The organism is Bradyrhizobium sp. Bra64 (genome assembly GCF_024519875.1).
Lineage (GTDB): Bacteria > Pseudomonadota > Alphaproteobacteria > Rhizobiales > Xanthobacteraceae > Bradyrhizobium > Bradyrhizobium japonicum_G.
The window spans coordinates 1,498,600-1,521,237 of sequence record NZ_JALJRD010000001.1; the positions used below are offsets into that span (position 1 = coordinate 1,498,600).

Sequence of the window (22,638 nt, forward strand, 5' to 3'; positions counted from 1 at the left end):
TCTACATCATCAGTGACGCATTGGGGCGGCTGTGCCGCGCTGCTGTTGAAATAGTGCTTGAAGTGGATGTGAACCCTCATGTTGTCCGGCCGATAAGCCGCCATGCAGTCGTAGAGGAGAACCGATCCCGCTTCGAAGGGCCATATGGCGCTCTGCAGGATTTTGAATCCCAGGGAGCAGGCAAGTGCTTACCTGCAGTCTCAGCTGTTCGAGGCGGAATGATCGTGTGCCTGCTGGAGGTTGGGCAGGCGAGCTCGCGCCGGGCGAGATATCGTGCCGGACGAAGGCGCCGGCGTGAGCGTCTCTCCCTTCCCACCGACACCTCGGGCAGAATCGAAGAATACGCAGAGGTTTGCTGAAGTACGGGCTGACACTGCATGACGGAGTACAGATCCTGATCGATGAAGGCCGGAAACTCTTCGCGTCCCCGCCGCAGGCGAACCACCAAGGACGAATTCATCTTCGCGCGGTGGGCAGGAGGTAGTGCCTGAAGCTGACGTCGTCCTTCGTGACCGGCCACGAATTCGACAGCCCAAGTGGAAACACGAGCTGCGCGGTGTTGATGCAAGCATTTTGCGAGGCGCCATCCAGGAGAGTCGCGGAGCCGTCGATCGCCAAAAGGCAGCGCAAAACATCATCCGTGAAGCTGCCGGGACGAGGTACCTCGTAAGGGGAGTGCGACAAGGCGGCATCTTCACGGGCTTCGCCGGGCGCCTCAATATGCCGAGGTGGGCGGGAGATGGGGCCCAATGTCTATCAAGCAATGCGAATGATGCATTCGAGGCGTTGATGCGCGAACTTGTTGAAGCGGCATATTGCGAGATGGTCAATCTGAAGCCTGCTCCGATTGAGCCGTCGTGGATCATTGAAGGCAATCCGGAAGCTTGTTCGCACCTTGTGTCGACGAGCGCCTGTAAGACTGCCTGGACCATGATCTGGTCCTGCACCCAGGGCAAGTTCAACTGGCATTACGATTTCGACGAGACCGTCGTGATTCTCGAAGGATCAATCCTGCTCGAGGTCGATGGGGCTCCTCCGACGCGTTATGGAGTCGGAGACGTGATCGTGTTCCGTACCGGGGCGCGTGCCAAATGGCACGTCGAAGATAGTGTGAAGAAGGTCGCCTTCTGCCGGCTCAACAATCCGTCTCCGCTGGGCCTCGCCATCCGTGCCGCCAACAAGCTCAAGTCACTGATGCCTAGCCAACCTGCAGCGTCGCGACTTACTTGACGGGATGCAACTTAATAGCCGGACACGAAAGAAGTCGCTCAATGCGAGCATCACTTCTCTCGATCGAATTGGAACGACCCTGGCGCGGGAGTCGATTCCAGTCAGGCCCCGACCCATGCTTTAATCCGGCTTCCCCGGGTCGATGTCGTCATCGATCGCCGCCACATAGTTCACATGCAGAGTGATTGGGACCTTCGATCCGTCCAGAACCACACGCAGGCTTCTCGGATAAAATCCGCCGCCGATGACGCGTCCGGTCTTTCCAGCCAAGCGAGCGCCGGCTTCAGGCTTTACCTGGACCCGTGAGCCCGGAGGAAACCCGAGATTGGTGCAGGCTGATTCCGGCATGGCCTTCTCAGTAGTGAAAGAGACAGTGCTCGACGCCGCGAAGTTCAAAGGAAATGTTCTTAGGCATGGCGGCCGACGTCGCCGTAGGTACCTGTCACGGCTTGACGTAGGTCCAGCCCAGCTCCTGCAATTCCATGACACGCACGACGCCAGATTTCACGATTTCCGCCTGACGAACAATCGGTATGTCCTTATCCTCGGCCTTCTTCATCTTCTCCTGGGTGTTGCCGCAGGCCTTGAACGAGACCTCGGGCGTGCTCAGGGCCATCTCCTCAATGCGTGCCTTTACCGGCGAGGTGTCGCCACGCAGCATGTGCAGGCCGGGCCCGAACGTGACGACCTCGATCTTCACCTTCTCGCCAGCGTCCTTGTAATATTGCGCCACATTGGTTGCGTTGTTAAGCGCGAGATTCATCGCTGCGGGGTCGTTGGTATTCACCTGCAGGATCAAATGATGTTCTCTTTTCTTCGGTGTGGCCGAAGCCTCCATGCGGGCAAACGCGGAGTGCTTCCACGTCGCCGTCGTCGGCTTCGCGACCTGCTGCCTCTCATGGCTCGCCTTATGCGGGACGGGTTGCCCGTCTGCCGGGGTCCAGTATTTTCCGCCCTGCTCCGCGGCCGCAAACGATGCGGAAACCAGAACGGCGATCGCTGCCATCGCGGCCGCTTTGGCAATATGTTGAAGCCTGATCATTATCCGCCTCCATTGAAGAAAATCATATGCACGCCATCAATGATTTGGTGTCGCGATCGCGCGCGGCCATTTGCACGCCGCGGCCATCTTCGCACGCGCCGCGTCCAGCCCGGCGAGGGAGAACGTTCCGTCACGGGCAGCGCCGCCCCGCGGTGAAAGCAGGACAATGAGGTCCCCGCTGTCTGGAAGCGACTGCAGCAAGCGAACGACGTCTCCTGCGAACGCGACGCCGGGACCGAATGCCGGGATGGCTGCCGCGACCTGCACCGCAGGACTATCATTGACGCGATAGGAAATTGCATCGTCACCGTCTCCGCGGGAGATGCCGGGTCCCGCGAGCACTAGCTCCGTCCGGCCGCTGCGACAGCGGATCGATAATTGCATTGAGGGCTCGCCGGTCCCACCGCGCGACGATGTCGTAGCGGTCGCGATCGGTGAGTAGTCTATGGGGGAGGTCGTTTGGCTGACGATCCAGTCGTCTTCCGGCGTCAGGCGATGCTGAGGCGTGACGGTACGCGTCAATTTATTCAGACACGCCAGGCGCTCCGCGTGTTCCTTCTGAAGACAGGAACGGAGCTGCGTCATGGGGTCCTGGGCCAACGCAATGCCGCCTGCACCCCCGAGCGCAACAAGAAGAAGCATCGCGGCCCGTGTCATTGCGATGCTTGTGTTGCGCGAGGCTGGCGATTCAGCCACGCCTGCGCCGCAGGGACGCGCGTGAGACCCGGAACCGTTGCGGCGAGGTTGATGGATCTCCACTTTGGATCGAAACCGGGCCCCTGTAATCTGTCGATCCGGGAGAACAGGTGGTCGATGAAGCGCGCGACGCGCTCGGAGCGATTCGAGTTGGCCGGCCAATTGAAGGCGACCAGAGCGGTCGGCACCGCGATCGTTGAAACCCGTTCGCCCGGTTTGATCAGATTGGGATAGTCAGCCCCATCGAGGGCGGCAGGAAGATAATAGTCCTCGAACTTGCTGTCGTATGTGAGGGGCAGGAACTTGAAACCCGGCTCCCAGCGGCCGCGCACAAAGGCATCCACCGGCTTCGAGGTAATGAAGACGACGGCTGCCATCTCGCCCTTGCGCATCTGTTCGAGCGCGATTTGATGCGGAATGAACGTCTTTTCCACCTCGAGATTGAGCCGGCTGAAGATCAGCGGCCCCGAATAGGCCGCGGCTGTGCCCCGCGTATTGAAGTTGACCTTCTTGCCGGCGAGATCACTCAAGCTCCGAATCTCGGGTCGAACGAAGATGTGCAGCTCGGACGGGAACAGATTCAGGACATACGCAATCCGTCGCTGGATGTCCGGCACCTGGCTCTTGTATTCCTCGAGCGCGTCGGAGTTGATGATGGCCGCATCGATGCCGCGTAAATAGAGCAGGGAATTCAGATTTTCAGTGGCTCCGCGAGTGACGATCGGCAGAACATGCATGTTGTCTCCGTCGTCGACCACACGGGCGATCTCCGCCGCCAGGCGGATCGGGGCGCCCTCAAGCAGGCCTCCAGCCAGGCCGATCGTCCAGGCGTTCATAGAGATCGCCTCAGGCCTTGGCTGCGGCGGCTCGGGCCGCACCAGACGAACCTTGTGAGGCCGATTATTCTGCGGCCGGGCATCCGCCCAAGGCGGGAGGGCCAGGAGGAATGGTGCAAACGCCGCGAGCAAGATCAGCCGATGCAATCCAGTAAGCCTTTTCATTGCCCAAGGTCCTCTACACATGCCTCATGCGCGTCAGCGCTTTCGGATCTCGATAGCGCGTGGTCGTTTGGAAAAATGGCCGCACGGGACCGCGCTATCGACCCAACGCTTCGAATCGCGCCTTCGCCTCCTCGACTCCTCCGGCTTCGGCCCGCGCATAGAGATCACGCGCCTTGCTCGCGTCGCTGTGGGTTCCATAAGTTCCAAAACTGGGAAGCGTCAGCGGATCGTAGGTTTCCGCGAGCACGAACACTGCCTGCGCACTGCCCATTCGGGCGACGTGCTCCAGCACGATTCGCGCCGCGCCGATGTCGCCCCGTTCAAGCAGCAAGCTTGCGCGCGCGATCAGCCTCGCTACTTGCATCCCTTCGTCAGGATTGACCTGCGCATCGTCTGGGCTGCGCGCCACCATAGCCTGGTCTTGGACTGGCTCATCTTGGGCAGGCCGGTCCTGGAGTGGCCGTGCCGGCGCCTCGCGCGCGGCCTGGCCGGTGGTAGCGAACTGAGACGCAGCGGTGAGACCTTTCGCCACAAGTGCGCCGTTGTCGTGACGCGCCAATGCAAGAGTTCTTTCCAGTCCCTCGGCCCGCTCGCGCTCACGCTGCAACAAGCTGCGCAACTCGGCCGAGTCGCGCTCTCTGGCCTGCTTGATCCACACGACTTCGTCGCTCGCCTTGGACGCCCGCTCGGTCTGCGCGTCGAGCTCGCGGCCTGCTTTAGCAAGATCCCGAGCCAGCTGCTCGACCCGCTCGCGCTCCCGTTGCTGCGATTGCCCCAGCGAGGCGGTATCGCTCGCCTCCGCCTGTTTGAGCTGTGCCGCTTCCTCGCTGGCTTTGGCGGCTTGAGCTTCGTAGGCGTAGACCTTGCTGCGTGCCATCGAGAGATCCTGCGCCAGCGCATCGGCTCTCTCGCGCTCCTTCTGCATCGATCGTCTCTGTTCCGCGGCGCCAGCTTTTTCAGCTTGCGTCAGCCTGGCGACCTCGTCGCTCGCCGCTGCCGCTCGCGCCGTTTGCACATCGATATCGCGTCGCGCGGCTGCGATCACCTGCTCCAGCTGACCGTTCCGATCCCGCTCCTGTTGCAGGGATTGCTGCAACTCCGCCAAGCCACCTTCCGCTGCCTGCTTCAGCTGGGCGGCCTCGTCGCTCGCCTTTGTCGCGAGTGCTGTCTGAGTATCGACGTCACGATGCGCGACTGCAAGCGCCTGCTCGAGCCGGCCGGCCCGGTCGCGCTGCTGTTGCAGGGATTCCTGTAATTCCACGCGGCCACCTTCCGCCGCCTGCTTGAGCTGGACAACCTCGTCGCTCGTCTTTGCCGCAAGTGCTGTCTGAGCATCGACGTCGCGTCGCGCCGCCGTCAACGCCTGCTCCAGCTGTTCGGCTCGATCGTGCTCGTGTGCGAGACCTTGCAGGAGCTCGATATCGTGTTTCGCATTGCCGAGTTCGCAGGACAGCGCGTCAGGCCCGCGCGGCTCCAGTTCCGGAGACTGCTGCGGCTCTCCTCTTTCGGTTGCTGCCGCTTGCGCGAGCCGCATTGAGTCGCGATGGTCGGAAACACTCGCCTGTCGTGCATCCACGACGTATCGCGCGTGATCGGCGGACGCCTGCGCGTCCGGAATGGACGTGATCACGAGCATAGCCGCCGCCAGCCACAGGGGCGCGAACCATCCCAGCCCGGACAGGTGTCTTGCCGTCTCCGGCGCGAACAGCGTCTCGTCGCAAGCACGGCGCGACGTATCTGCGACGTCGCAGGTGGTGTTCAAATGAAGAATGGCCGTGCGACCCATTTGCAGTGACCCGTCGCATGATGGTGCGGTTCGTTACAGGTGCATCATTATGCGCGCCGCCTATCCGTGATTCCTATTACTCGCATGGAGGACCCTCGCTTCCCCCTTTCCCTGCTCAGAAGAGGTACCTCCAGGGATGCCCACAAAGGGTCGTTGTGCCTGTGATCTTCAGAGGCCACGATGGGCAGCGTTATCGTACTTGTTGTCCACGTTTGCACCCAGTGACGGATGCGGCGGGATTGCTGCCATCGAAATCGAGAACCATTCACCATGGATGCCAAGGGAAAATCCGAGCCCGTCATTCGACTGCCCAACGTAGCTTTGCGCAGGGGAAAGAAACCCCTGCTGTTGTTCCTGGGGGCCGTCTCCGGGCTCGCGCTTCTGGGGGCCGGAGCGGCCAGGAATTGGGAGGCGGTCGAGGTTGCCTCCGGAGCCCTCGTGCAGAAGGTGTCCGCTGCAATCGGTACACAGCAAGACCAGCCGGGTCAGGCCATGGCTGAATCCGCCGGCGTGCTCGGAGCTCAGGCGCCGGGCGCAGCGCTGATCGAACGGAGCGCCATCCTTGCCGTCCCCACCATGACTGAGCGCCCGAGAACGGTCGGCATGCCGCTGGACGCGCCGGCGGCTGGCCTTTTCGTCGTCGGCGACCGGCTCAAGCTCGCGTTCTACGAGCGCGTTGACGTCGAGGAAGACAAGTGGGGGCGCTCATCGTCCGCGTCGGCTCTACGCGGCATCCTGCAGCGCCCGGAACTGAGCGGGGAATACGCCGTCGAGGAGGACGGCAAGATTTCTGTGCCCTTGCTCGGCTCCATTCCGGTCGTCGATCGGTCAGCGCAACAGGTGCAAACCGAGCTGCTGGAGCGATTCGATCAGCTGCTGGGCCGCAAAGGTATGATCAACATTCTGTCGGTGGAGCGCTCGCCTATTTACGTGCTGGGACCGGTCAAGAATGCGGGCTCGTTCAAATACGTGCCCGGCATGACGGTCCTTCATGCGATCGCGCTGGCCGGGGGGCTTGATCGGGGTACCAATGAGCCATGGCAAAAGATCGAAGCTGTGCGGGAAATCCAGAGGCGCAGTGCGGCGGTCGATGCCATGCTGAAGTTATTGGCGCGTGCGGCGGTGCTGAAGGCCGAGCGCGAAGGGACCGAACCAAAGATTCCGCTCCGGCTGCTGGAATTGGTCGGCTCGACCGAGGCCGCCAATCTCGTCAATGAGCAGAGCGACCGACGCAAGGCCGTCGCTACGGCCCGCAAGAACCGCGAGCACGCCATCCTGACCGCATTGGATTCGGCCAAGCAGGATGTTGCTGTATACGGGCGCACGGAGGCGCTCGACGAGCTCGTCAAGCTGCGCCAGGATCGCGTCAGCAGCATGCGGACGCTCGTGGACCGCAACGTTCTCAGCATGACGGTACTCAATCAGGTCCAGAGCGAGTTGACCGACGCCGAGCAACGTCGGCGGGATGCCCTCAATCAGTACGGGATGGCCAAGCAGCGCCTCGCTTCCATGGAGGCCGAGGCAATGAAGGTCCAGGCCGATGTCAAGAACGATCTGGAGGTCGAGATCGAGACGATCGAGCGCCAGATTGCGGACAATGAGCGCGAGTTCAACATCAGCGAAGGCGTGCTTAGCACATTGCCGGCGACCCGTGCCCAGTTTGCGAAGGAGGCGAACCGGGTGACCTACGAGGTCGTGCGGCAGACTGCAGCCGGACCGGTCGCCATCGCCTCCGCGGGGATGAGCGTGTTGCTACCTGGTGACCTCGTCAACATCATCACGGGCGAAAGCGAGACAAAAGAGCGGGCCGGCGCGCCGGTCGCGACCTCGCCGGCGGGCGAGAGACTGCCGGCCGGGCGTCCCGCCGATCGTGCCGATACGACCGGTCGCGCTGTCGCGGACAAGAGGGCCGGTCCGAAGTGATGGCGTTCGGGAGATTGAACCGCAAAGGTGATGGGCCTGCTGGCAGCCAAATCGGATCGGAAGCGCCTGTGTCGACGAAGCTGAAGCCCGACTATAGGGCGATCCAGCGGCGCTTGAAGGACACTCGATCGCCCGAGCGCCTGATCGCGCACTACGAACTCGAGCGCCGGCTCGCGGATCGTCTGCGGGCCGCCACCGGCGACGAGCGCTCCCGTCTCTATGCCGAAGTCTATTCGGAACTGTTCAACAGCCTGCCGGACCATCCGCAAAAAGCCGCCGGCAGCTCGCGGCCGGACCGGGTTGCGAGACAAGTCAGGCTGCTCAAGCCTCTGATGGAGCGCGGCGGCGTGTATCTGGAGATCGGCGCCGGTGACGCCCTGCTGCCCTACGCGCTGTCCAGCGTCGCCCGTGAGGTGCTCGGCTTGGATGTCACGGATGCTCTTGTGAATTTCCCCGCCGCTCCGGCGAATTTCCGATTCGTGAAGACCGATGGGGTCGACATTCCGCTCGCGGACAACTCCGTCGATCTGGCGAATTCGGATCAGCTCATGGAGCATCTGCACGTCGAGGACGCCAAGGACCAGCTCCGGGAGATCCACCGGGTGCTCAGGCGTGGCGGGCGTTACGTGTGTACGACGCCGAGCATCGTTACGGGGCCGCACGACATTTCTGCGCTCGTCGACGATGTGGCGACGGGCATGCACATGCGCGAATATGACTACCGTTCGCTGCGCGCCCTGATGCTCAGGGCCGGCTTCCGCCGAGTCGAGTTCCCCCTGGTGACCGCCGGATATCGGCTCGCCACGCCACCCTATCGCCTGATGCGCGGCGTCGAATGGGCTCTGCAACGCCTCCCGGCGCGTTTGCGGCGCAATCAATTGGCCGGCGTCCTGATGGGCATCACGGCAATTGCAACCAAATAATCGCGCGAGACTCAGAACAAGCCTCCGGCGGCGCCGATCACGATGGTCCGCAGGCATCCAATTTTGCGGATGATGCCCCTACACCGTGATCGGAGTTTTCTTGGGGCGGGCCATGCCTTCGCGCACTGAGCCGGCGGCAGAATCCAGCTTCGTTGCGAAGGCCAACACGAGGGCCGCACACGTCCCCTCGATGCTGACGGCGAGTATCCAGCCCAGGACCAGGCCTTGCAGTCCGCCAAGTTTTGCGCCAGCGACCGCGAAGCCGATATCCAGCAATCCGCCAAGCGCGAACCAGACAGACGCCTTGCGCATCTTGTCGCCAAGCCGCGCCAGCGTGCAGCCATGAAACTTGAGCGTAAGTCCCAGAAGGCTGAATCCGAGCAAGCGCATGCTCGAACCGGCGATCTCCGGATAGGCCGGATTGAAGAGCGCAAGGAGTTGCCGCGAATAGGCGAAGACAACGACGGCGCAGACCAGGGAGAAGAGCAGTGACGCGGTCAGCGACACCAGCAGGTCGTGACCGAATTGTCTGGAGTTTGCTCTGACCACGGGGAACAGGACTGTGGCCAAGGCTGCCGGAATCAGCGCGGCCATCGAGACCAGCATCCACAAGGTTGCGAAGGCGGCGTTGATGGTCGGGGACAGGAGGACCAGCACAAGGTATGGCATGATGATGGCGGGAGCCTGGACGGAGACATCAAGCGCGTAATGGCCGAGCACCTTGCCGCGAAGAGCATGGAGCAGCCCGAAATCGGGCGCTCCGACGAGGCTACGCGCACCACCTCGAGTCAAGAGATCGAGACCGATCCAGGATGCGAGCAGGCCGACCACCCAGGTGAGAAGAATCGCGGCATTGGAGGCAAGTCCGGCGGTGGCGGCAGCGGCGATCAGCATCAGCTTGAGCGTCGAGAACAGCACTTGCCGGACCATCCTGGCGCCGCTGCGCAGACTGCCTACCAGCGCCTGCTCGAGCACGAAGCTGAGTGCGGTCAGGCTACAGCCAAGGACGAACAGGCAGGCCTCGGACCAGCCGCCGATCGGGCTGGCCGAGCTGAGTTGTCCTTCGGCGATGACAAACAACAAGGCCAGGCCGAGCGCCAGCGTCGCCGCGATACATGCCGCCGCGGCCGCAAGCCCGGCCCCCTGGCCGGGATGCCGGACGATTTCGCCGATCAGCAAGGTCCCGACTCCGGCCTCCCCCAGGAGAGCAATGAGGCCCATCACGGACAGAAGGCCGGAGGCGTTGCCGATCACCTCCGGCGGGAACATCCGCGCGGCGAGCCACCAATAGACAAATCCAAGACCCGCCGACGCTATCGTTCCGATCGCCAGTGCGCCCGAATTCGTGAAGAAAATCGCGCTCTTTCGAAGCGTCCTGGGTAGGCGCGCGATGAACGTCCATGCGAGCGCTAGCATGATGGCTCTCCCGAACATTGCTTTGCCGGCGGCTCGACCCGGCTGGCGGCCGGGCGCAGCACGTCGCGGTAGACCTGCTCGATCCGGGTCACGACCGCACCGGCCTTGAGACGCCCCACCCGGGCGAGACTTTTCGACTCGAGGTGGGCCAGCAAGGTGCGGTCGTCCAGAAGTGATTGCATCGCGCGGGCCAAGGCTTGCGGGTCGCCCGGCGGCACGAGAAGGCCCGTTTCGCCGTGATCGACGAGATCCGGCATACCACCGACGTCTGTCGCGACGACGGCTTTGCCGGACGCCATTGCTTCCATGATGACGGTCGCGCAAGCTTCCGGCCCGACCGAGGGCAGCACGCCGAACAGCGATCTGTGCCATGCATGCATGATGGCGGAATGTGGCCAGTTGTTGAAAACGCGAACGTTCGGCGGAAACACGGTTGGCGTATCGGCGACCCGGCGTCCGATCAGGATCAGCGGCGGCGCCCGCTCGAGCCGGGCATAGGCCTTCAGGAGAACGTCGATGCCCTTGAGCCGCATCATGTCACCGACGAACAGGATGAATCCATTTTTCGGCAGCTGCCGCAGGCAGGGATCTTCCGAGCCAAGTACGCCGACATCATCGGGCACGAAGTTTGGGATGACCTCGTAGGGCGTGCGGCCTCCGGTGAGACCGGTGTGTCGCGCCACCGCGTGGCTCACCGCGATGAAGCGGTCGACCACGCGCCGCGCGACGAAACTTGATGCCCAGTTGCCAAGCGTCGTCGCGGTGGCTTTCACGGCGCCGTAGTGAGCGGTGGCGCAGGGCAGGCACTTCGCGAGTCGCGGGCCATCGCACAGATGCGTGCCCAGGTGCATGAAGTTCTTCCTGGCGCAGACGAGGCCGTAATCATGGAGCGTCACCACGAGGGGCGCGCCACCGAGAAGCCTGAGCGGCAGAAAGGAGGCGTAGATCCAGTTATGGGCGTGGACGATGTCCGGCCTCTCCTCTGCGACTAGCCGCTTCAGCGCCAGCAGCAATCCGGGATCGGGGAAGGGTGGGGCGTGGCGGCGCTCGGAATCGGCGTGGAGATTTGACAGGCGCTGGACTGTGCCGCGCAGGCGACGCACGCGGACTGCGCCGTCGAACTCAGTCTCTGGTGATCCGGGATGCATGAAGGTCCCGACGCTTACACTATGGCCGCGCTGCGCCAGTGCCCTGCCGAGGTTACGGACGTGTCGCTCCTCGCCTCCGATCACCGGAGGATAGAATTGCGACAGCAGCAGGATGCGCATGATCGGCCTCGTTTCAGGTGCGCGGCACCAGCGTCGAGACGCTGCGATAGAGTCGATGGTCGTCCGGCCTGTAGAGCCGGGCTTCGGCCCTTTGGGAGGTGGCCGAGACGGGTACCGGGATCTGTCGCGCCCAGGTCTCGCCCGGCGCGATGGTAAGCGAGCGGAAAACCGCGGACAGTCGCCCGTCGATGGTGATTTCCACGTCGAAACGGTGAGTCTGGGTCTCGGCGCTGCGGAGGCCGACGGTGAGCCGGCCCGGGCGATCGCCGGCCGGTGGCAACATCCACAACTCCGTGTAGCTGAATTGTCGGTAAGTCGTTTCGTCGCGGACAGCCAGCGCATAAGCGCCGGTCGCCAAGAGCAACGCGAGTACGATCGCTGCGCCCTGCCAGAAGCGGACCCGCACCGGACCTGGCCAGGGAGGCAGATCGGGAGCGTCGCTGCGACTGTCGGCCACGAGCGCAGCGCCGATGGTGATGGCGCAAAACCAGATCGCCCAGCCGAGCGGCCCCAGGAAACCTGCGGTGTTCAAGGCAAAGCCGCCGGCGATGCCGATGGCGAGGCTCGTGCCGACCGCGTAGGCGAGATGCTCGGATACGGAGGTGGTCCTGATGCCGATCGCCCGCAGCACGGCGTGACCAGAGACGAGGAAAACGATGGGTGCGCCCAGGATGGTGCGCAGGAACAAACTATCGCTGACGGCCACCGCAGCCAGCGTGACGGCCGCCCAGACGCAGGTGGCCAGAAGGTCCCGGCTGCTAGGAATTCCCATGCAATCCTCTCACGTCGTAGATGACGATCCAGCCGTTGTCGTAGATGCGCGTGATGCCCTTGATGTCGTCGAACTTGAGCAACATGTCGCTTGAAAGCGGCTTTCCTTGCTGCACCTGCCACGGCTCGAAGTAGAAGCCGAGCACCGGCGGGGCCGTGCACAAACGCAGATCCACCAGCAGGAAGTCGATGTCGCTCCTGGCCAACGCCCAGAAGTCATCGGGCCCCAACGTTTCGGCTTCGAATAAGCGCGCGGTATCAACGCCTGCGGCGATCTTGACCCTCACGTCCTGTCGCCCGTAGCTGGCAAGCAGCAGGCGATTGACGCGGTCGGCGGTGAAGCGATTGCCGGCCGCGAGCCACTGCTTGGTCCAGAGTGCAGTTTCGATTCCCATGGGCTCGACCGATTGCTGGTCGGCTGCCACCCTGTACGGTCCACGGATCGGATCGAGCGCAGAGCTCGTGACGCCGCCCATGACAATAACGGAGAGCGCGATTGCCGGCCCAATGAGGCGCCACCCACGGGGCTCGCGGCCTTGCCAGAAATGCACGATGCTCACCGCGACGACCAGCCCGACGGCGATGAACACGAACGTTCCCATGCGGTTGCCGATTTCCCATCCGGCGCTGGTCAGCCGGAACGCCACCGAGATCGGGAATCCGAAGGCCAATAGGGTGAGGAGCAAGATGCGGCCGTCGCGCCAGCGACGCCTCAGAATGTCCTGGATCGGACGCCAGCCTGCGCGCGCGCTGCTCGGTGCTGTCGTCGCCAGCGACCTGAAGAATCCTGTCGCCAGTCCCAGTGCCAACAGCAGGATCGCCACCATGGTTGTCAGCCGCATGCCGAGGGGCTGGGCCGGGGGGCCGAGATGCTCCGACCGTGGGGTGGGTGCGCCCATGATCTTCCCCAGCAACGTCCTAAAGCCGCCTTCGATGACCGGGCCAAGATAACCCGTGAGAAGGTTACCGTGGGCTTCCATCCACAGGAACGGCAGGGCGATGGCGAGGAGAGCCGTGGCGCCCACGGCAAATCTTGCCTCGATCTGCATGGGGCCGCGCCGCAAGGCTTCGAAGCCGGCCAGTGCTCCGAAATAGATGGCCGCGAAGGCGGCCGAGAGGTGATGCGTGACCGCAAGGGCCCCCAATAGCAAGGCGATCAACCCAAGCGCTCGCAGCCGCGGTCGCCCATCGAGATCCCTGGACGCTACTTCGACCGCGATGGCCAGCACGCACAGTACGACGCCAAGGCTCTCGTAGGAGAACATTGCCTCGAACACTGCGAAGGTTGTGCAGCCCATATAGACGAGACAGGCGATGGCCGAGGTGCGCGGTGATCCGGAGAGCTTTTCGTAGAACAGGAACAGACCGGCGACGAAGGTGCCCTTCAGGATGACCAACAGCAGCGTCCCCGCCGCAAACAACGACAGTCCGGTGAGATCGACGATCGCAGTCGTCAGAATTTCCAGTGCGGGATACGCCGGGCCGATCGGCAGAAGCGGGTTGGACAGGAATAGCCGGCGTGCCGTCAAGAGATCGTCGGCAGCGACCCAGTGCAGGAATTCGTCGTGACCGATGAAGCTCGTCGGAGAATAGACAGCCTTGCAGTAGAACAGGGCTTCGGCAAGCAGGAACAGCAGGAAGAGTCGTTCGCCCCGGGCGACCCTGGGCCAGCCGGTGCGAAGGCTGATTGGGACGACCAGCAGGACCACGCCAGACCAGAAAAGCAGTGGCGCCATGTCGTTGGACCGGCGCCCGGCGGCGTGCCCCGCCACCACGAGTAGCAAGGCCATAGCCGCCGTCAGGCACAAGGCCGCGATCCATTCGCAACTCACCGGTCGCGTCGGGGCGTCGGAGCTGCCGCCGTGAAGATCGGGGCCGATGACCGCCGAGACGAATTGGACTCCGGTCTGGAGCGGGTTTGTCCCGGTTGCTGCGGTTAGATGAGCCCGCGTCATCGGCGTGGTGCCTTCGTCGCAGAAGGCCACGAGGGGATGCCGCCGAGCGGTAGGCGCCCCCTGGACCGGCTGCTCAAAATGTCGTTGCAGACATCGTCGTAAACTTCGCTCAGCGCTTGTGCGCAGTCATCCCAGTCCGGCAACGCCCAATCCGGGACCTCCCGCTGGGCCTTCAGTCCCTCGGCCATAGCGGCAGCTAGCGCGCTCGGGTTTGCGTCGCGCGCAATCGCCCGGCACAGACCTTTGGACGCAAGCTCTCCAAGCCCGGACGTGTCACTCACGAGGACCGGGCGCCGCAACGACAAGGCTTCCATCACGGCGACCGGATGGGCTTCGTATTCGCTGAACAATACAAACAGCCCGGCGCTCGCCAGGAGGTCGGCCATCTTCTGTCGCTCGGATCCGGGAAGGGTTGAGATGCTGACCCGATTTTCAAGGCCAAGCGTCGCGACGAGGCGCCGCAATTCTCCCTCATAGGGGCCCGATCCGACGACATGCAGTCGGACGTCTGGTACCCGGCGGATCAGTTCGGGCATAGCTGCAATCGCCCGGTGATGGCCCTTGTAGCGCTCGAGCCTGCCGCTGGAGACGATCAGGTGGGGATCGACCTTGACACCGGGACTCGCAGCTGGCATCGCCGCGCCGTTTGGAATGACGACGAAGCGTTCGCGCGGCACGCCCATCCGGGCGCTGAAGAACCTGGCTTCGAATTCGGAGACGCCGATCAGCCGCGCGGCTCGGGCCACGAGCGGCCGGAGCAGCGCGTGCTGCGTCCCGCGCACTGCATTGCGCAGCCGCGAGGAATGTCCGCCACTGTGGAAGGTCATGACGAATGGTATATCGCCGCGGATGGCCGCGAGCAGCCCGATCGGCGCCACGAAGGTGTTGTAGCCCTGGAAATGGATGAGATCCCAGACACCGCTCCGGATCGCAGTGTAGATGCCGGGCGACACATAAAGGTCCCGTTCCCTCGGCCAAGCCGGCACCCGCTGCACGCGCATGCCACGCATATACTCCTCAACCGGCAGTTCTCCCGAGGGGTCGGTGGTGAGCACGTCGACCACATGGCCACGCTCCACGAGGCGGGGGCCGACCTCATGGATGTGGGTTTCGATGCCTCCCGTGAAGGGGTAGCAGCGAGCAGCAACCATCAGGATTTGCATCGGGCTATCCCTTCACCAGACGATTTCTCGATCGTCCCAGCCCTTCACGGATATCCATAGGCTACCAGCGAGACAGGCGACAGCACGCGCTCGCGCAGGATCGTCTTGAGGACGCGCCAGCCGTCCGGGATCGCGCGTAGATTGCTCTCACCACTGATGCGCGGAGCCTCGAAACTCGCGACCTCGACTATGTTGAGGTGGTTCTTCAAGGCCCGCACGCTGATGAGGGTCTCGATCTCGAATCCGTCGCAATCGCAGTCGAGCGTGGCGACGTGCTTGGTCCAGAACGCTATGTATCCGTAGCAGAGATCGGAGAACACGCCGCCATAGAGCAGCCGCACGGTCTGGGTCAGCCCCCAGTTGCCGAGCATGCGGAACGGTGACATGTCGTCGGTACCGGCTCCCTGGAGGAAACGCGAGCCCTTGACCAGATCAGCGCCGGCCATCAACGCACTCACGAAGACGACGGCCTCTTCCGGGATCATGGAGCCGTCGGCGTCGATCATGACGATGATGTCGCCGGAGGCTGCCCGGAATCCCGCTCGCAGTGCCGCGCCTTTGCCTCGTCGGGGTTCCATGACAACCTTGACGTCACGCAGGCGGCGCGCCACCACGACGGTATCGTCCGTCGAACGACCGTCCACGATAATGATCTCATGTGCCCAGTTCGGGATGCGCGGCAGAAGCCAGGGGAGGTTCTTGGCTTCGTTGAGTGTCGGGACGATGAAGCTCACGCGAGGCAGAATCAGCGACCGCCCCATAGCGATATTGATCGGGGCAGGCGCCGGAGCGCCCCCGACATGGGCGAGAATGCTGGGGACAGGGGCGTTCATGGCGACACCGTACGGTCGAGCGGCCGAAGCTGGAACGCGGGCCGGTAGCGTACCAGGACAGCCGACAGGTGGCGGGCTAGATGACGGGCCGGGTGATATGTGCCGTAGACGAAGCGACACACCGGACCAAAGCTGTTTGCCGCGGCCGGACCAATGAAATGCAGGCCCGGCACGGTCGTCTCGTAATGCGCCGAGAGTTGCGGCGCTCCATCGATCAGCTGCATTCGACGCAACAGCGTTTCGTTCAGGAAGCCCAGCCGGCTCACGTCGACCTTGTAGCCGGTTGCAAAGATGACGTGGTCAGCCCGCATCGAACGCGGCGCACCAGCGAAGTCGACGAGATCGAGCATGACTTTACCATCGTGCGTCTCGATGCCACGAATGGCCTGACCGAGCCACACCGGCACTTGTCCGAGAACGCGGTCCTTCACGAAAGCGCCGCCCAGCGGGCCCAGCGCCCCGTGGTCGGCGAGCCGGACTCGCAAGTCCTTCGACAAAAGCCGGATCAGTTGCGGATATTTGGCGCAGGTCGCCAACGCCCAGCCATGGCCGATGCCGCTCATCGGAGCCGTGGTGCGCGCGAACAAGGAGCGGTGCCGGGGGCCGTCGGCGAAATTCAGCTTTGGCCGGCGCGCAACGAGCGAAACCGCAATCCCTCGCTCATGGAGCAGCGCCGCCAGATCAGACGCCGATGATCCGGATCCGACCACGATGACCTCTCTGCCGTCGAGGGCCTCCAGCGAACCGTACTCGCCGCTGTGCGAGCACAGCTCGACCGGCAGATGCGCAACCTCCTGCGGCAGGCACTTGAAGGGATTCAGGCCGATCGACACCACGACGCGGCGCGCATGGACCGTTTCGCCGTCGTCGAAAGTGGCGCGAAGAATGCCCGGGCCGGGCTCCAGGGCGATCAAAGTCTTGCGCTCAACGGCGGGTACGTAACGCGCCTGGAAAGCTTCGCCGTAGTCGATGAACCGGCTGAGCGGCAGCGGCATCAACTCGTCATGATAGGGCAGGGCACGTTCGTTGCAGAAGCTCTTCAGGCCGAATTCCGACTTCGGGTCTGAGAGGCTCGTGGCCCAAGGATAGGATTTGAGCAGCATGCCGCGGGGCATGTTGGTTTTCCAGGGCCCCATGGGCTCTCCGAAAATCCGGTGCTCCACGCCGCGTGCGCGCAGGTGCGCGGCCAGCGACAATCCGTAGGGGCCGGCTCCAATGACCGCCACATCTACGGACGTGCTTGACCTCGCCATTATGCAGACTCCGTACAGGGGGCAATGAAGATCAGATGATAGATCCTTGGAGAGGAAGGTTCTGGGGCCCTCTGACCTGACTTGACTGGAGCATCCCCGATGCGATGGTGCGATGGAAGCACGATAGATGGTTAGCTCATTGTGGTTATGCGTTCAGGTCGGTCTCGGCCGTACCACGGTCAGCTTCCCTCGGCCGCGGAACTCGGGGTTGCCGTGCAACTACTTTCGCAACGTCGCAAAATCCGAATCGACCGGTGCAGGAGTTTGGTCATAGGCGATCGATGGGCGGGATGAGAGCGGACCATAGGTGACTGTAACTTCCCGTAGGCCGCCGACGTGACCGAACAGGTCGACAACCTCCAGGCCGGACTGACGGTTGTACGTGTGGCACCCGAACGCTCCGGACGTGATGCGGCCGACCGGAGTCTGCACAAACTTCGACCGGTCGAGCGCATCGATCTGGCAAAATGTCACCGCGCCGCCATAGTAGCGCGAGCAATCCTGGACCGGGCGTAGCGTGCGCCCGCCTTGCCGGATGAAGGCGCCTGCGGGACGGCTAAGTGTTGCATCGATCAGCACTGGGTCTTCTGCCTGGGGCGTCCATACTCCTGTCAGGCTCTCGGCACGGTAGATGCTGAGGACATCCCAGGACGTCGATCCCCACACCCTTCGACTGACGAAGAACCAGAAGGCGCCCGCATGCTGCAGCGGTGTGGTGTCGTAACACTCGATGCCTTCGACGAGGCAGGCTTCGCGCGTCCATCGATGTGGGAATTCCACGGCCCTGTAGAGGCTCACACTCCTGGCCGCCCCTGATTCCGGAATCATCCAGATCTGTCCGTCCTGCTCGAATACGAATGGGTAGGACAGATGATGCGGTTCCTCGACGACGATCTGTGGTGGGGTGGTGGTTCCATTCCGGTCCGCTGTCACGACCGCAATGCATCCCCGGCTCTTGGTGTTGAGATACTGTTCGACAAAGATGTAATCCCGACCCTGATGTCGAAACGGGAACGGGTCGGCAAGATAGCCATTGGCGTGCGAAGTGAGGACACGAAAGCCTGCGTTACCCTTGTCGAGCAGGCTGGCGTTTTCGTCGAAGCGCCAGCCGATTCCCCACGTCTTGCCGCCCCGCGCCAGGACATCCAGGAACCTGATTGCCTTCGATGCCACGGTGCTGGTCGCAAATGCGAGGGCCGAAAACGCGCCAAGGCACCGGGTGGTTGTCAGGGCGGCGCGGACATCGGACGCGGTCCCACCGGCTTCCTCGCGCAAGGCCTTGAGGATCAGCACCACAGCGCAGGAGAGCGCGCTGTCGAGGCCTGCTGCGAACACGTCGCGGTCCAAACGGGCCGGTCGCGCCGTCCATGAGCCCGAGGGGAAAGCCGTGTCGTGTAGGTCGATGAGGAGGTCCTGGTCATTGGCGAGCGCGGTCATGACGCCGATCTCGCCGGGTACGCCGTTGAAGAGTGGCGTCAGCAGACGTCCTCCTCCCGTGAGCGGTTCCTCTCCGCTGAAATTGATCACCACATCGACATCCCCGGCCGGAGCCGTCGGCAGGGACCGCAGCGCCGTTTCGACGGGATCGGTGGCGCGGTTCGCGCCAAAGCCATGGATCAGCCGTTCGAGGTCGATCAGAAGACGGCACATCGACGGGAGCGGGCGTCGGGTGGTTGCGAACGCGCAGGAGACCTCGTTGCCGGGCGTCCCGGCAAGCGCCTCCGCCAGCCACTGATGCCAGCGAAAAAGTCGAGACGGATCGAGATACAGGCAGATGCGCATTGTTGGTCTCACGCCTCCGAAGGACGGCACGTGGCGGCGCCAAGTTTCCGCTGCGACTCCACAATCCAAGGTTGCAGATGCAAGGCTACGCCGTGTGCCGCGTTGCGCGGATAGTGCGCGAGTGCTGGCAGCGGATCGTCGCGGCGCCAGTAGCCATCCACCACAACGGACCGAGGCGGGATCGGTGTCGCACCCAGGCGGATCCGCTCGATCCAGGAACTCTGCCACACCATTCGGCCGTCGATCGGGCCGTCAGGAAGGGGCGGCAGGCCGAGCTCGTGCCGATAAGCTATCAGCGGGATGTTGACCCCGGCGAGCGTCGCCGCCTCCTCCTGCCAGTCGGTGCGCCCGACCGTCGGCTCGATGATCAGGAAGCGTTCGCTCCTGGCATCCCGCTTGTATTCGATGCCACCAAATCCGAAGTAGTTCACCTGATCGAGAATGCCTTTCGTCGTGCGCTCCAGCTCCTCGTTGGTCGAAGCCGTACAGAAGGCCGTGCTGCCGCTGCCCGGCGGTGTGCTGGCGAGCTTTTGTCCGGTGAACAGGCCGAGCGTCTCACGGTCGCGGCCCCGGTAGAACAGGCAAAAGTAGATGTTGTCGTCCGGTCCCTCGATGGTTTCCTGCACCAGGACCTCGCCGGCCTGAGCCAGCAACCTCTCGGCCGTCGCGATTGCGTCGGCGTGACTGTGCGCAGTGAGCAGGCGGGGAGCGTGTCCTTCATGGACGTGGCGCTTGTCAGCCGGCTTCAGAATCATCGGCAGGCGGAGTGTCGCGATTTTCTGGACGTCCGTGAGAGCCCGCACGACCACGCCGTTCGGTATCGGCCAGCCGTGCAGGCCGGCGCTCTCGTGAAACCTGGCTTTGTCGTGCAGCATGAGAACCGTCCCGTGAGCCGGCAATCGGAAGCGATAGAGTCTCTCGAGCTCTTTACGATGTTCCGAAATCGTGAGCAGTGCCAACTCGTCCGTGACGACCAGGAAGGGCGGCTTACCGAGCCGGCGTTGTAGATCACGCAGAAAGTCAATGAAGCCTGGACCGTGCAGGGTGTCCGTGAGGACCTGATGGGCGTAGCGTGACCACAGCGCCGGGTTCGAGCGCTTGCAGTCGACCACCCAGATGGGCATCCCGCCCACCGCAAGGCTGCGGCACACTCCGAGGCCGTTCAGCTCGCCACCGATTACGACAGCGGGGACGCGCCGCTCCGACGAGCCGGACATTTGGTTGGTTATTGACACCGCTGGGCTCTACCGAAACGACCGGAACCGGCAAAGCGCCACTATGCCTCATCGGCGACGGATCGTGCGACGCCAGTGGAGGTAATCCTTCGGGGCGGTTGCGTTCGGCCTCGGGCGAAGGTCACGTGGAGATATGATTGTCGACTGGCAACGGGCGAGAGACGGGCTGCGCGACGCCGGAATGCGTGTGCTGGTGCTCGCGTTGCTGTTTGCCCCGGCATCCGTGAGCGTCGCGCACGATATGTCGGCAACGTCCTTCGTCAAAACTTCCGGAACGGATTTCACGGTCGACGGCCGGCAGTTCTTCGTTGTCGGCGTCAACAACCATTATCTGACCTTCGGCTCGCGGAACGAGGTGACGCGTGTTCTCGACGACGCGGTGGCCATGGGCGCCAATGTAGTCCGTACGTTCCTCCAGCCGGTAGTTGGGTCGCTCGATGGAAGAAACGCAACGATCTGGAACTGGAAGGCTGATGGCGATGCCAATGATCTCGCGGTCAGGGGTACGTACCTTCTCTACTGGGACGCTCGCGCTGGTGAGATGGCGATCAATGACGGCGCGAACGGTATGCAGAAGGTTGACTTCCTCATTGCCGAAGCGGGCAAGCGACGCCTGAGGCTAGTCATCGCCTTCCTGGATTTCTGGGCTTACACGGGCGGCGCCCAGCAGATGCGGGCTTGGTATGGGAGCCAGGACAAGTCCGGATTTTTCTTCAAGGATCCTCGCACGAAGCGCGACTACAAGAGCTGGGTCAGCCATGTCGTGCAGCGGGTCAACCCGCTCACAGGGCTCGCCTACCGGGATGATCCGACCATCATGGGCTGGGAGCTGATGAACGAGGGCAATGCGCAGCCAGAGGCCTTGCGTTTGGCCTGGACTGCCGAGATGTCGGCCTACGTAAAGTCGCTCGATCCCAATCACCTCGTCAGCTCGGGGCACGCGAACGTCGACGCGAAGCTATCCGATCTGACGATTCCGACTCTCGATTTCGGGACCTGGCACGGCTACCCGCTCTTCTACAAGCTGACCGTCAAGCAATTCAACGACACGATTACCGAGTTTTGCCAGCTGGCAGCGCGTGCGAAGAAGCCGGTCCTACTGGAGGAATTCGGCTATGCCCGCTCCAACCCCGGCTCGGCCGAGGCTTACGCGATGTGGCTTGACACGCTTGCGCGCGATCCAAACTGCGCCGGCTGGATGGTGTGGCGGCTGGTGTCGCGGCAGGACAGCGGACGCTATCCCGTCGACGAGCACGACCAGTTCGATATCCGTAACGATGGAAGCACGATCTGGAACATATTCAAAGCAGCGGAGCGGACGGCGCGGATCCGGGAGACCACCGGGAGCATCCGATGATCGAAGCTTCCGTCGTGATCTGCGCGCATACGCTCGACCGCTGGGACGAGCTGACACGCGCCGTCCAATCTGTCCGCAACCAAACGCGTGCCCCGCGCGAAATCGTCGTCGTGGTGGACAACAACGATGCCTTGCGAGAGCGCGCAGCACGAGAGCTTGCCGGTGTGACCGTCCTAGCCAATGCCAAGCAAGCGGGCTTGTCGGGCGGACGCATGACTGGGGCGGAATACATCACGGCGCCTGTGATCGCCTTTCTTGACGACGATGCCGCCGCCGATCCGCACTGGCTGGAGGAACTGCTGGAGGCCTACAAGGATCCAGCCGCGCTCGGAGCAGGCGGCCCGGTCGAGCCACTGTGGCAGGCGCCACCGCCCCCCTGGTTTCCGGGTGAATTCCGCTGGGTCGTCGGCTGCACCTACACGGGCATGCATGTGCAGGACGGCCGTATCCGCAATCCGATCGGCGCCAACATGTCGGTGCGTGCCGACGTGCTGCGGCGCGCAGGTGGCTTCACGTCGGAGCTCGGACGCCGCAAGCTCGGATTTTCCGTCAGCGGCCGCGCGAGGATCGGCGGCAAGGCCGAAAGCTGCGAAGAGACGGAGTTCTGCATCCGGGCTACCCGCCTTCACCCTGGAGGCTACTGGGCTTATCGGCTCGGTGCACGGGTGCATCACGCGGTGCCTGCCCAACGTACGACATGGAAATACTTCGTCCACCGCTGTTTGGTGGAGGGCACCGCCAAGGCGGTCTTGACGGGTCTCGCAGGGTCCAAAGATGGCCTCGGAGCGGAAGGCCGCTACGTCAGGGACGTGTTGCCGCGCGCGGTCGCAAGCGATTTGAGGGCAGCCATGCGCGGCAAGGTCGGCGCCGCGCGTCGGGCCGGAGCGATTGTCGCGGGCTTCGCTCTTACCGCTTTCGCCTACGCCACGACCCGCCTAGGCGGAGCCGCGGAAGCGTTGTCGCAGCAGGTGTTATCGCGGGTCTGGGTCTGGAGAGCATAGCTG

General features: G+C 63.3%; 19 protein-coding genes. 5 read left to right on the plus strand and 14 right to left on the minus strand.

Annotation, left to right across the window (positions count from 1 at the left end; genetic code table 11):
- Nucleotides 1-786 precede the first annotated feature (786 nt).
- Nucleotides 787-1,230 (plus strand): cupin domain-containing protein, encoded by a 444-nt coding sequence (locus tag NR187_RS07135; RefSeq protein ID WP_372702964.1) that lies wholly within the window; start codon nt 787-789, stop codon nt 1,228-1,230.
- 120 nt (nt 1,231-1,350) lie between these two features.
- Here NR187_RS07135 and NR187_RS07140 read toward each other — a convergent pair whose 3' ends face one another.
- The 5 genes from NR187_RS07140 to NR187_RS07160 all read right to left on the minus strand — a co-directional run bounded on the left by NR187_RS07140 (nt 1,351) and on the right by NR187_RS07160 (nt 5,755).
- On the minus strand, nt 1,351-1,578 hold the full coding sequence (locus tag NR187_RS07140; RefSeq protein ID WP_256806130.1) for a hypothetical protein: 228 nt from the start codon (nt 1,576-1,578) through the stop codon (nt 1,351-1,353).
- Nucleotides 1,579-1,672: 94 nt separating this feature from the next.
- The gene (locus NR187_RS07145; protein WP_256806131.1) at nt 1,673-2,272 is read right to left on the minus strand and encodes a DsrE family protein; all 600 of its coding nucleotides are present in this window, start codon (nt 2,270-2,272) and stop codon (nt 1,673-1,675) included.
- A gap of 36 nt (nt 2,273-2,308) precedes the next feature.
- On the minus strand, nt 2,309-2,929 hold the full coding sequence (locus tag NR187_RS07150; RefSeq protein WP_256806132.1) for a hypothetical protein: 621 nt from the start codon (nt 2,927-2,929) through the stop codon (nt 2,309-2,311).
- Nucleotides 2,926-3,969 carry a TAXI family TRAP transporter solute-binding subunit gene (locus NR187_RS07155; protein WP_256806133.1) on the minus strand — a complete coding sequence of 348 codons (1,044 nt, stop codon included), beginning with the start codon at nt 3,967-3,969 and terminating at the stop codon, nt 2,926-2,928. Before NR187_RS07155 ends, NR187_RS07150 begins: the two co-directional genes overlap by 4 nt.
- Nucleotides 3,970-4,063: 94 nt before the next feature.
- Nucleotides 4,064-5,755, minus strand: a complete 1,692-nt coding sequence (locus NR187_RS07160) for a hypothetical protein (protein WP_256806134.1) — start codon at nt 5,753-5,755, stop codon at nt 4,064-4,066.
- Nucleotides 5,756-6,025: 270 nt separating this feature from the next.
- On the opposite strand from NR187_RS07160, the gene NR187_RS07165 reads away from it, so the two are divergent.
- Both NR187_RS07165 and NR187_RS07170 read left to right on the plus strand, forming a co-directional pair.
- Nucleotides 6,026-7,678, plus strand: a complete 1,653-nt coding sequence (locus NR187_RS07165) for a polysaccharide biosynthesis/export family protein (protein WP_211384703.1) — start codon at nt 6,026-6,028, stop codon at nt 7,676-7,678.
- A 68-nt stretch (nt 7,679-7,746) separates the two neighbouring features.
- Entirely contained in the window at nt 7,747-8,601 is an 855-nt protein-coding gene (locus NR187_RS07170; RefSeq protein ID WP_256806135.1) for a class I SAM-dependent methyltransferase, read from the plus strand.
- A 78-nt stretch (nt 8,602-8,679) separates the two neighbouring features.
- Here the strand turns inward: NR187_RS07170 and NR187_RS07175 are convergent, their stop codons facing one another.
- The 9 genes from NR187_RS07175 to NR187_RS07215 form a co-directional block, all read right to left on the minus strand.
- A complete protein-coding gene (locus NR187_RS07175) occupies nt 8,680-10,017 on the minus strand; it encodes a hypothetical protein (RefSeq protein WP_256806136.1) in 1,338 nt (445 codons plus the stop codon).
- The gene (locus tag NR187_RS07180) at nt 10,011-11,285 is read right to left on the minus strand and encodes a glycosyltransferase family 4 protein (protein WP_256806137.1); all 1,275 of its coding nucleotides are present in this window, start codon (nt 11,283-11,285) and stop codon (nt 10,011-10,013) included. Before NR187_RS07180 ends, NR187_RS07175 begins: the two co-directional genes overlap by 7 nt.
- Before the next feature lie 13 nt (nt 11,286-11,298).
- Complete coding sequence (locus NR187_RS07185) at nt 11,299-12,057, minus strand: hypothetical protein (protein WP_256806138.1); 759 nt, start codon at nt 12,055-12,057, stop codon at nt 11,299-11,301.
- Nucleotides 12,044-14,041, minus strand: a complete 1,998-nt coding sequence (locus NR187_RS07190; protein WP_211384708.1) for a hypothetical protein — start codon at nt 14,039-14,041, stop codon at nt 12,044-12,046. The genes NR187_RS07185 and NR187_RS07190 overlap by 14 nt, the downstream gene beginning before the upstream one ends.
- The gene (locus NR187_RS07195) at nt 14,008-15,174 is read right to left on the minus strand and encodes a glycosyltransferase family 4 protein (RefSeq protein ID WP_211384709.1); all 1,167 of its coding nucleotides are present in this window, start codon (nt 15,172-15,174) and stop codon (nt 14,008-14,010) included. Before NR187_RS07195 ends, NR187_RS07190 begins: the two co-directional genes overlap by 34 nt.
- Nucleotides 15,175-15,218: 44 nt before the next feature.
- Entirely contained in the window at nt 15,219-16,007 is a 789-nt protein-coding gene (locus NR187_RS07200; RefSeq protein ID WP_249129143.1) for a glycosyltransferase family 2 protein, read from the minus strand.
- On the minus strand, nt 16,004-17,260 hold the full coding sequence (locus NR187_RS07205) for a SidA/IucD/PvdA family monooxygenase (RefSeq protein WP_256806139.1): 1,257 nt from the start codon (nt 17,258-17,260) through the stop codon (nt 16,004-16,006). Before NR187_RS07205 ends, NR187_RS07200 begins: the two co-directional genes overlap by 4 nt.
- Before the next feature lie 219 nt (nt 17,261-17,479).
- Complete coding sequence (locus tag NR187_RS07210; protein ID WP_256806140.1) at nt 17,480-19,042, minus strand: hypothetical protein; 1,563 nt, start codon at nt 19,040-19,042, stop codon at nt 17,480-17,482.
- 8 nt (nt 19,043-19,050) lie between these two features.
- Complete coding sequence (locus NR187_RS07215; RefSeq protein WP_256806141.1) at nt 19,051-20,166, minus strand: hypothetical protein; 1,116 nt, start codon at nt 20,164-20,166, stop codon at nt 19,051-19,053.
- A gap of 244 nt (nt 20,167-20,410) precedes the next feature.
- On the opposite strand from NR187_RS07215, the gene NR187_RS07220 reads away from it, so the two are divergent.
- Both NR187_RS07220 and NR187_RS07225 read left to right on the plus strand, forming a co-directional pair.
- Complete coding sequence (locus tag NR187_RS07220; RefSeq protein ID WP_306235183.1) at nt 20,411-21,634, plus strand: cellulase family glycosylhydrolase; 1,224 nt, start codon at nt 20,411-20,413, stop codon at nt 21,632-21,634.
- The gene (locus tag NR187_RS07225) at nt 21,631-22,635 is read left to right on the plus strand and encodes a glycosyltransferase family 2 protein (RefSeq protein ID WP_256806142.1); all 1,005 of its coding nucleotides are present in this window, start codon (nt 21,631-21,633) and stop codon (nt 22,633-22,635) included. Before NR187_RS07220 ends, NR187_RS07225 begins: the two co-directional genes overlap by 4 nt.
- Nucleotides 22,636-22,638: the final 3 nt, after the last annotated feature.

Excerpts from the sequence above, each read along its gene's own strand:
- NR187_RS07140 (WP_256806130.1), bottom strand. The coding sequence starts at position 1,578 with ATGCCGGAATCAGCCTGCACCAATCTCGGGTTTCCTCCGGGCTCACGG.
- NR187_RS07145 (WP_256806131.1), bottom strand. The coding sequence starts at position 2,272 with ATGATCAGGCTTCAACATATTGCCAAAGCGGCCGCGATGGCAGCGATC.
- NR187_RS07150 (WP_256806132.1), bottom strand. The coding sequence starts at position 2,929 with ATGACACGGGCCGCGATGCTTCTTCTTGTTGCGCTCGGGGGTGCAGGC.
- NR187_RS07155 (WP_256806133.1), bottom strand. The coding sequence starts at position 3,969 with ATGAAAAGGCTTACTGGATTGCATCGGCTGATCTTGCTCGCGGCGTTT.
- NR187_RS07160 (WP_256806134.1), bottom strand. The coding sequence starts at position 5,755 with ATGGGTCGCACGGCCATTCTTCATTTGAACACCACCTGCGACGTCGCA.
- NR187_RS07165 (WP_211384703.1), top strand. The coding sequence starts at position 6,026 with ATGGATGCCAAGGGAAAATCCGAGCCCGTCATTCGACTGCCCAACGTA.
- NR187_RS07175 (WP_256806136.1), bottom strand. The coding sequence starts at position 10,017 with ATGCTAGCGCTCGCATGGACGTTCATCGCGCGCCTACCCAGGACGCTT.
- NR187_RS07180 (WP_256806137.1), bottom strand. The coding sequence starts at position 11,285 with ATGCGCATCCTGCTGCTGTCGCAATTCTATCCTCCGGTGATCGGAGGC.
- NR187_RS07185 (WP_256806138.1), bottom strand. The coding sequence starts at position 12,057 with ATGGGAATTCCTAGCAGCCGGGACCTTCTGGCCACCTGCGTCTGGGCG.
- NR187_RS07195 (WP_211384709.1), bottom strand. The coding sequence starts at position 15,174 with ATGCAAATCCTGATGGTTGCTGCTCGCTGCTACCCCTTCACGGGAGGC.
- NR187_RS07200 (WP_249129143.1), bottom strand. The coding sequence starts at position 16,007 with ATGAACGCCCCTGTCCCCAGCATTCTCGCCCATGTCGGGGGCGCTCCG.
- NR187_RS07205 (WP_256806139.1), bottom strand. The coding sequence starts at position 17,260 with ATGGCGAGGTCAAGCACGTCCGTAGATGTGGCGGTCATTGGAGCCGGC.
- NR187_RS07210 (WP_256806140.1), bottom strand. The coding sequence starts at position 19,042 with ATGCGCATCTGCCTGTATCTCGATCCGTCTCGACTTTTTCGCTGGCAT.
- NR187_RS07215 (WP_256806141.1), bottom strand. The coding sequence starts at position 20,166 with ATGCCCATCTGGGTGGTCGACTGCAAGCGCTCGAACCCGGCGCTGTGG.
- NR187_RS07220 (WP_306235183.1), top strand. The coding sequence starts at position 20,411 with ATGATTGTCGACTGGCAACGGGCGAGAGACGGGCTGCGCGACGCCGGA.
- NR187_RS07225 (WP_256806142.1), top strand. The coding sequence starts at position 21,631 with ATGATCGAAGCTTCCGTCGTGATCTGCGCGCATACGCTCGACCGCTGG.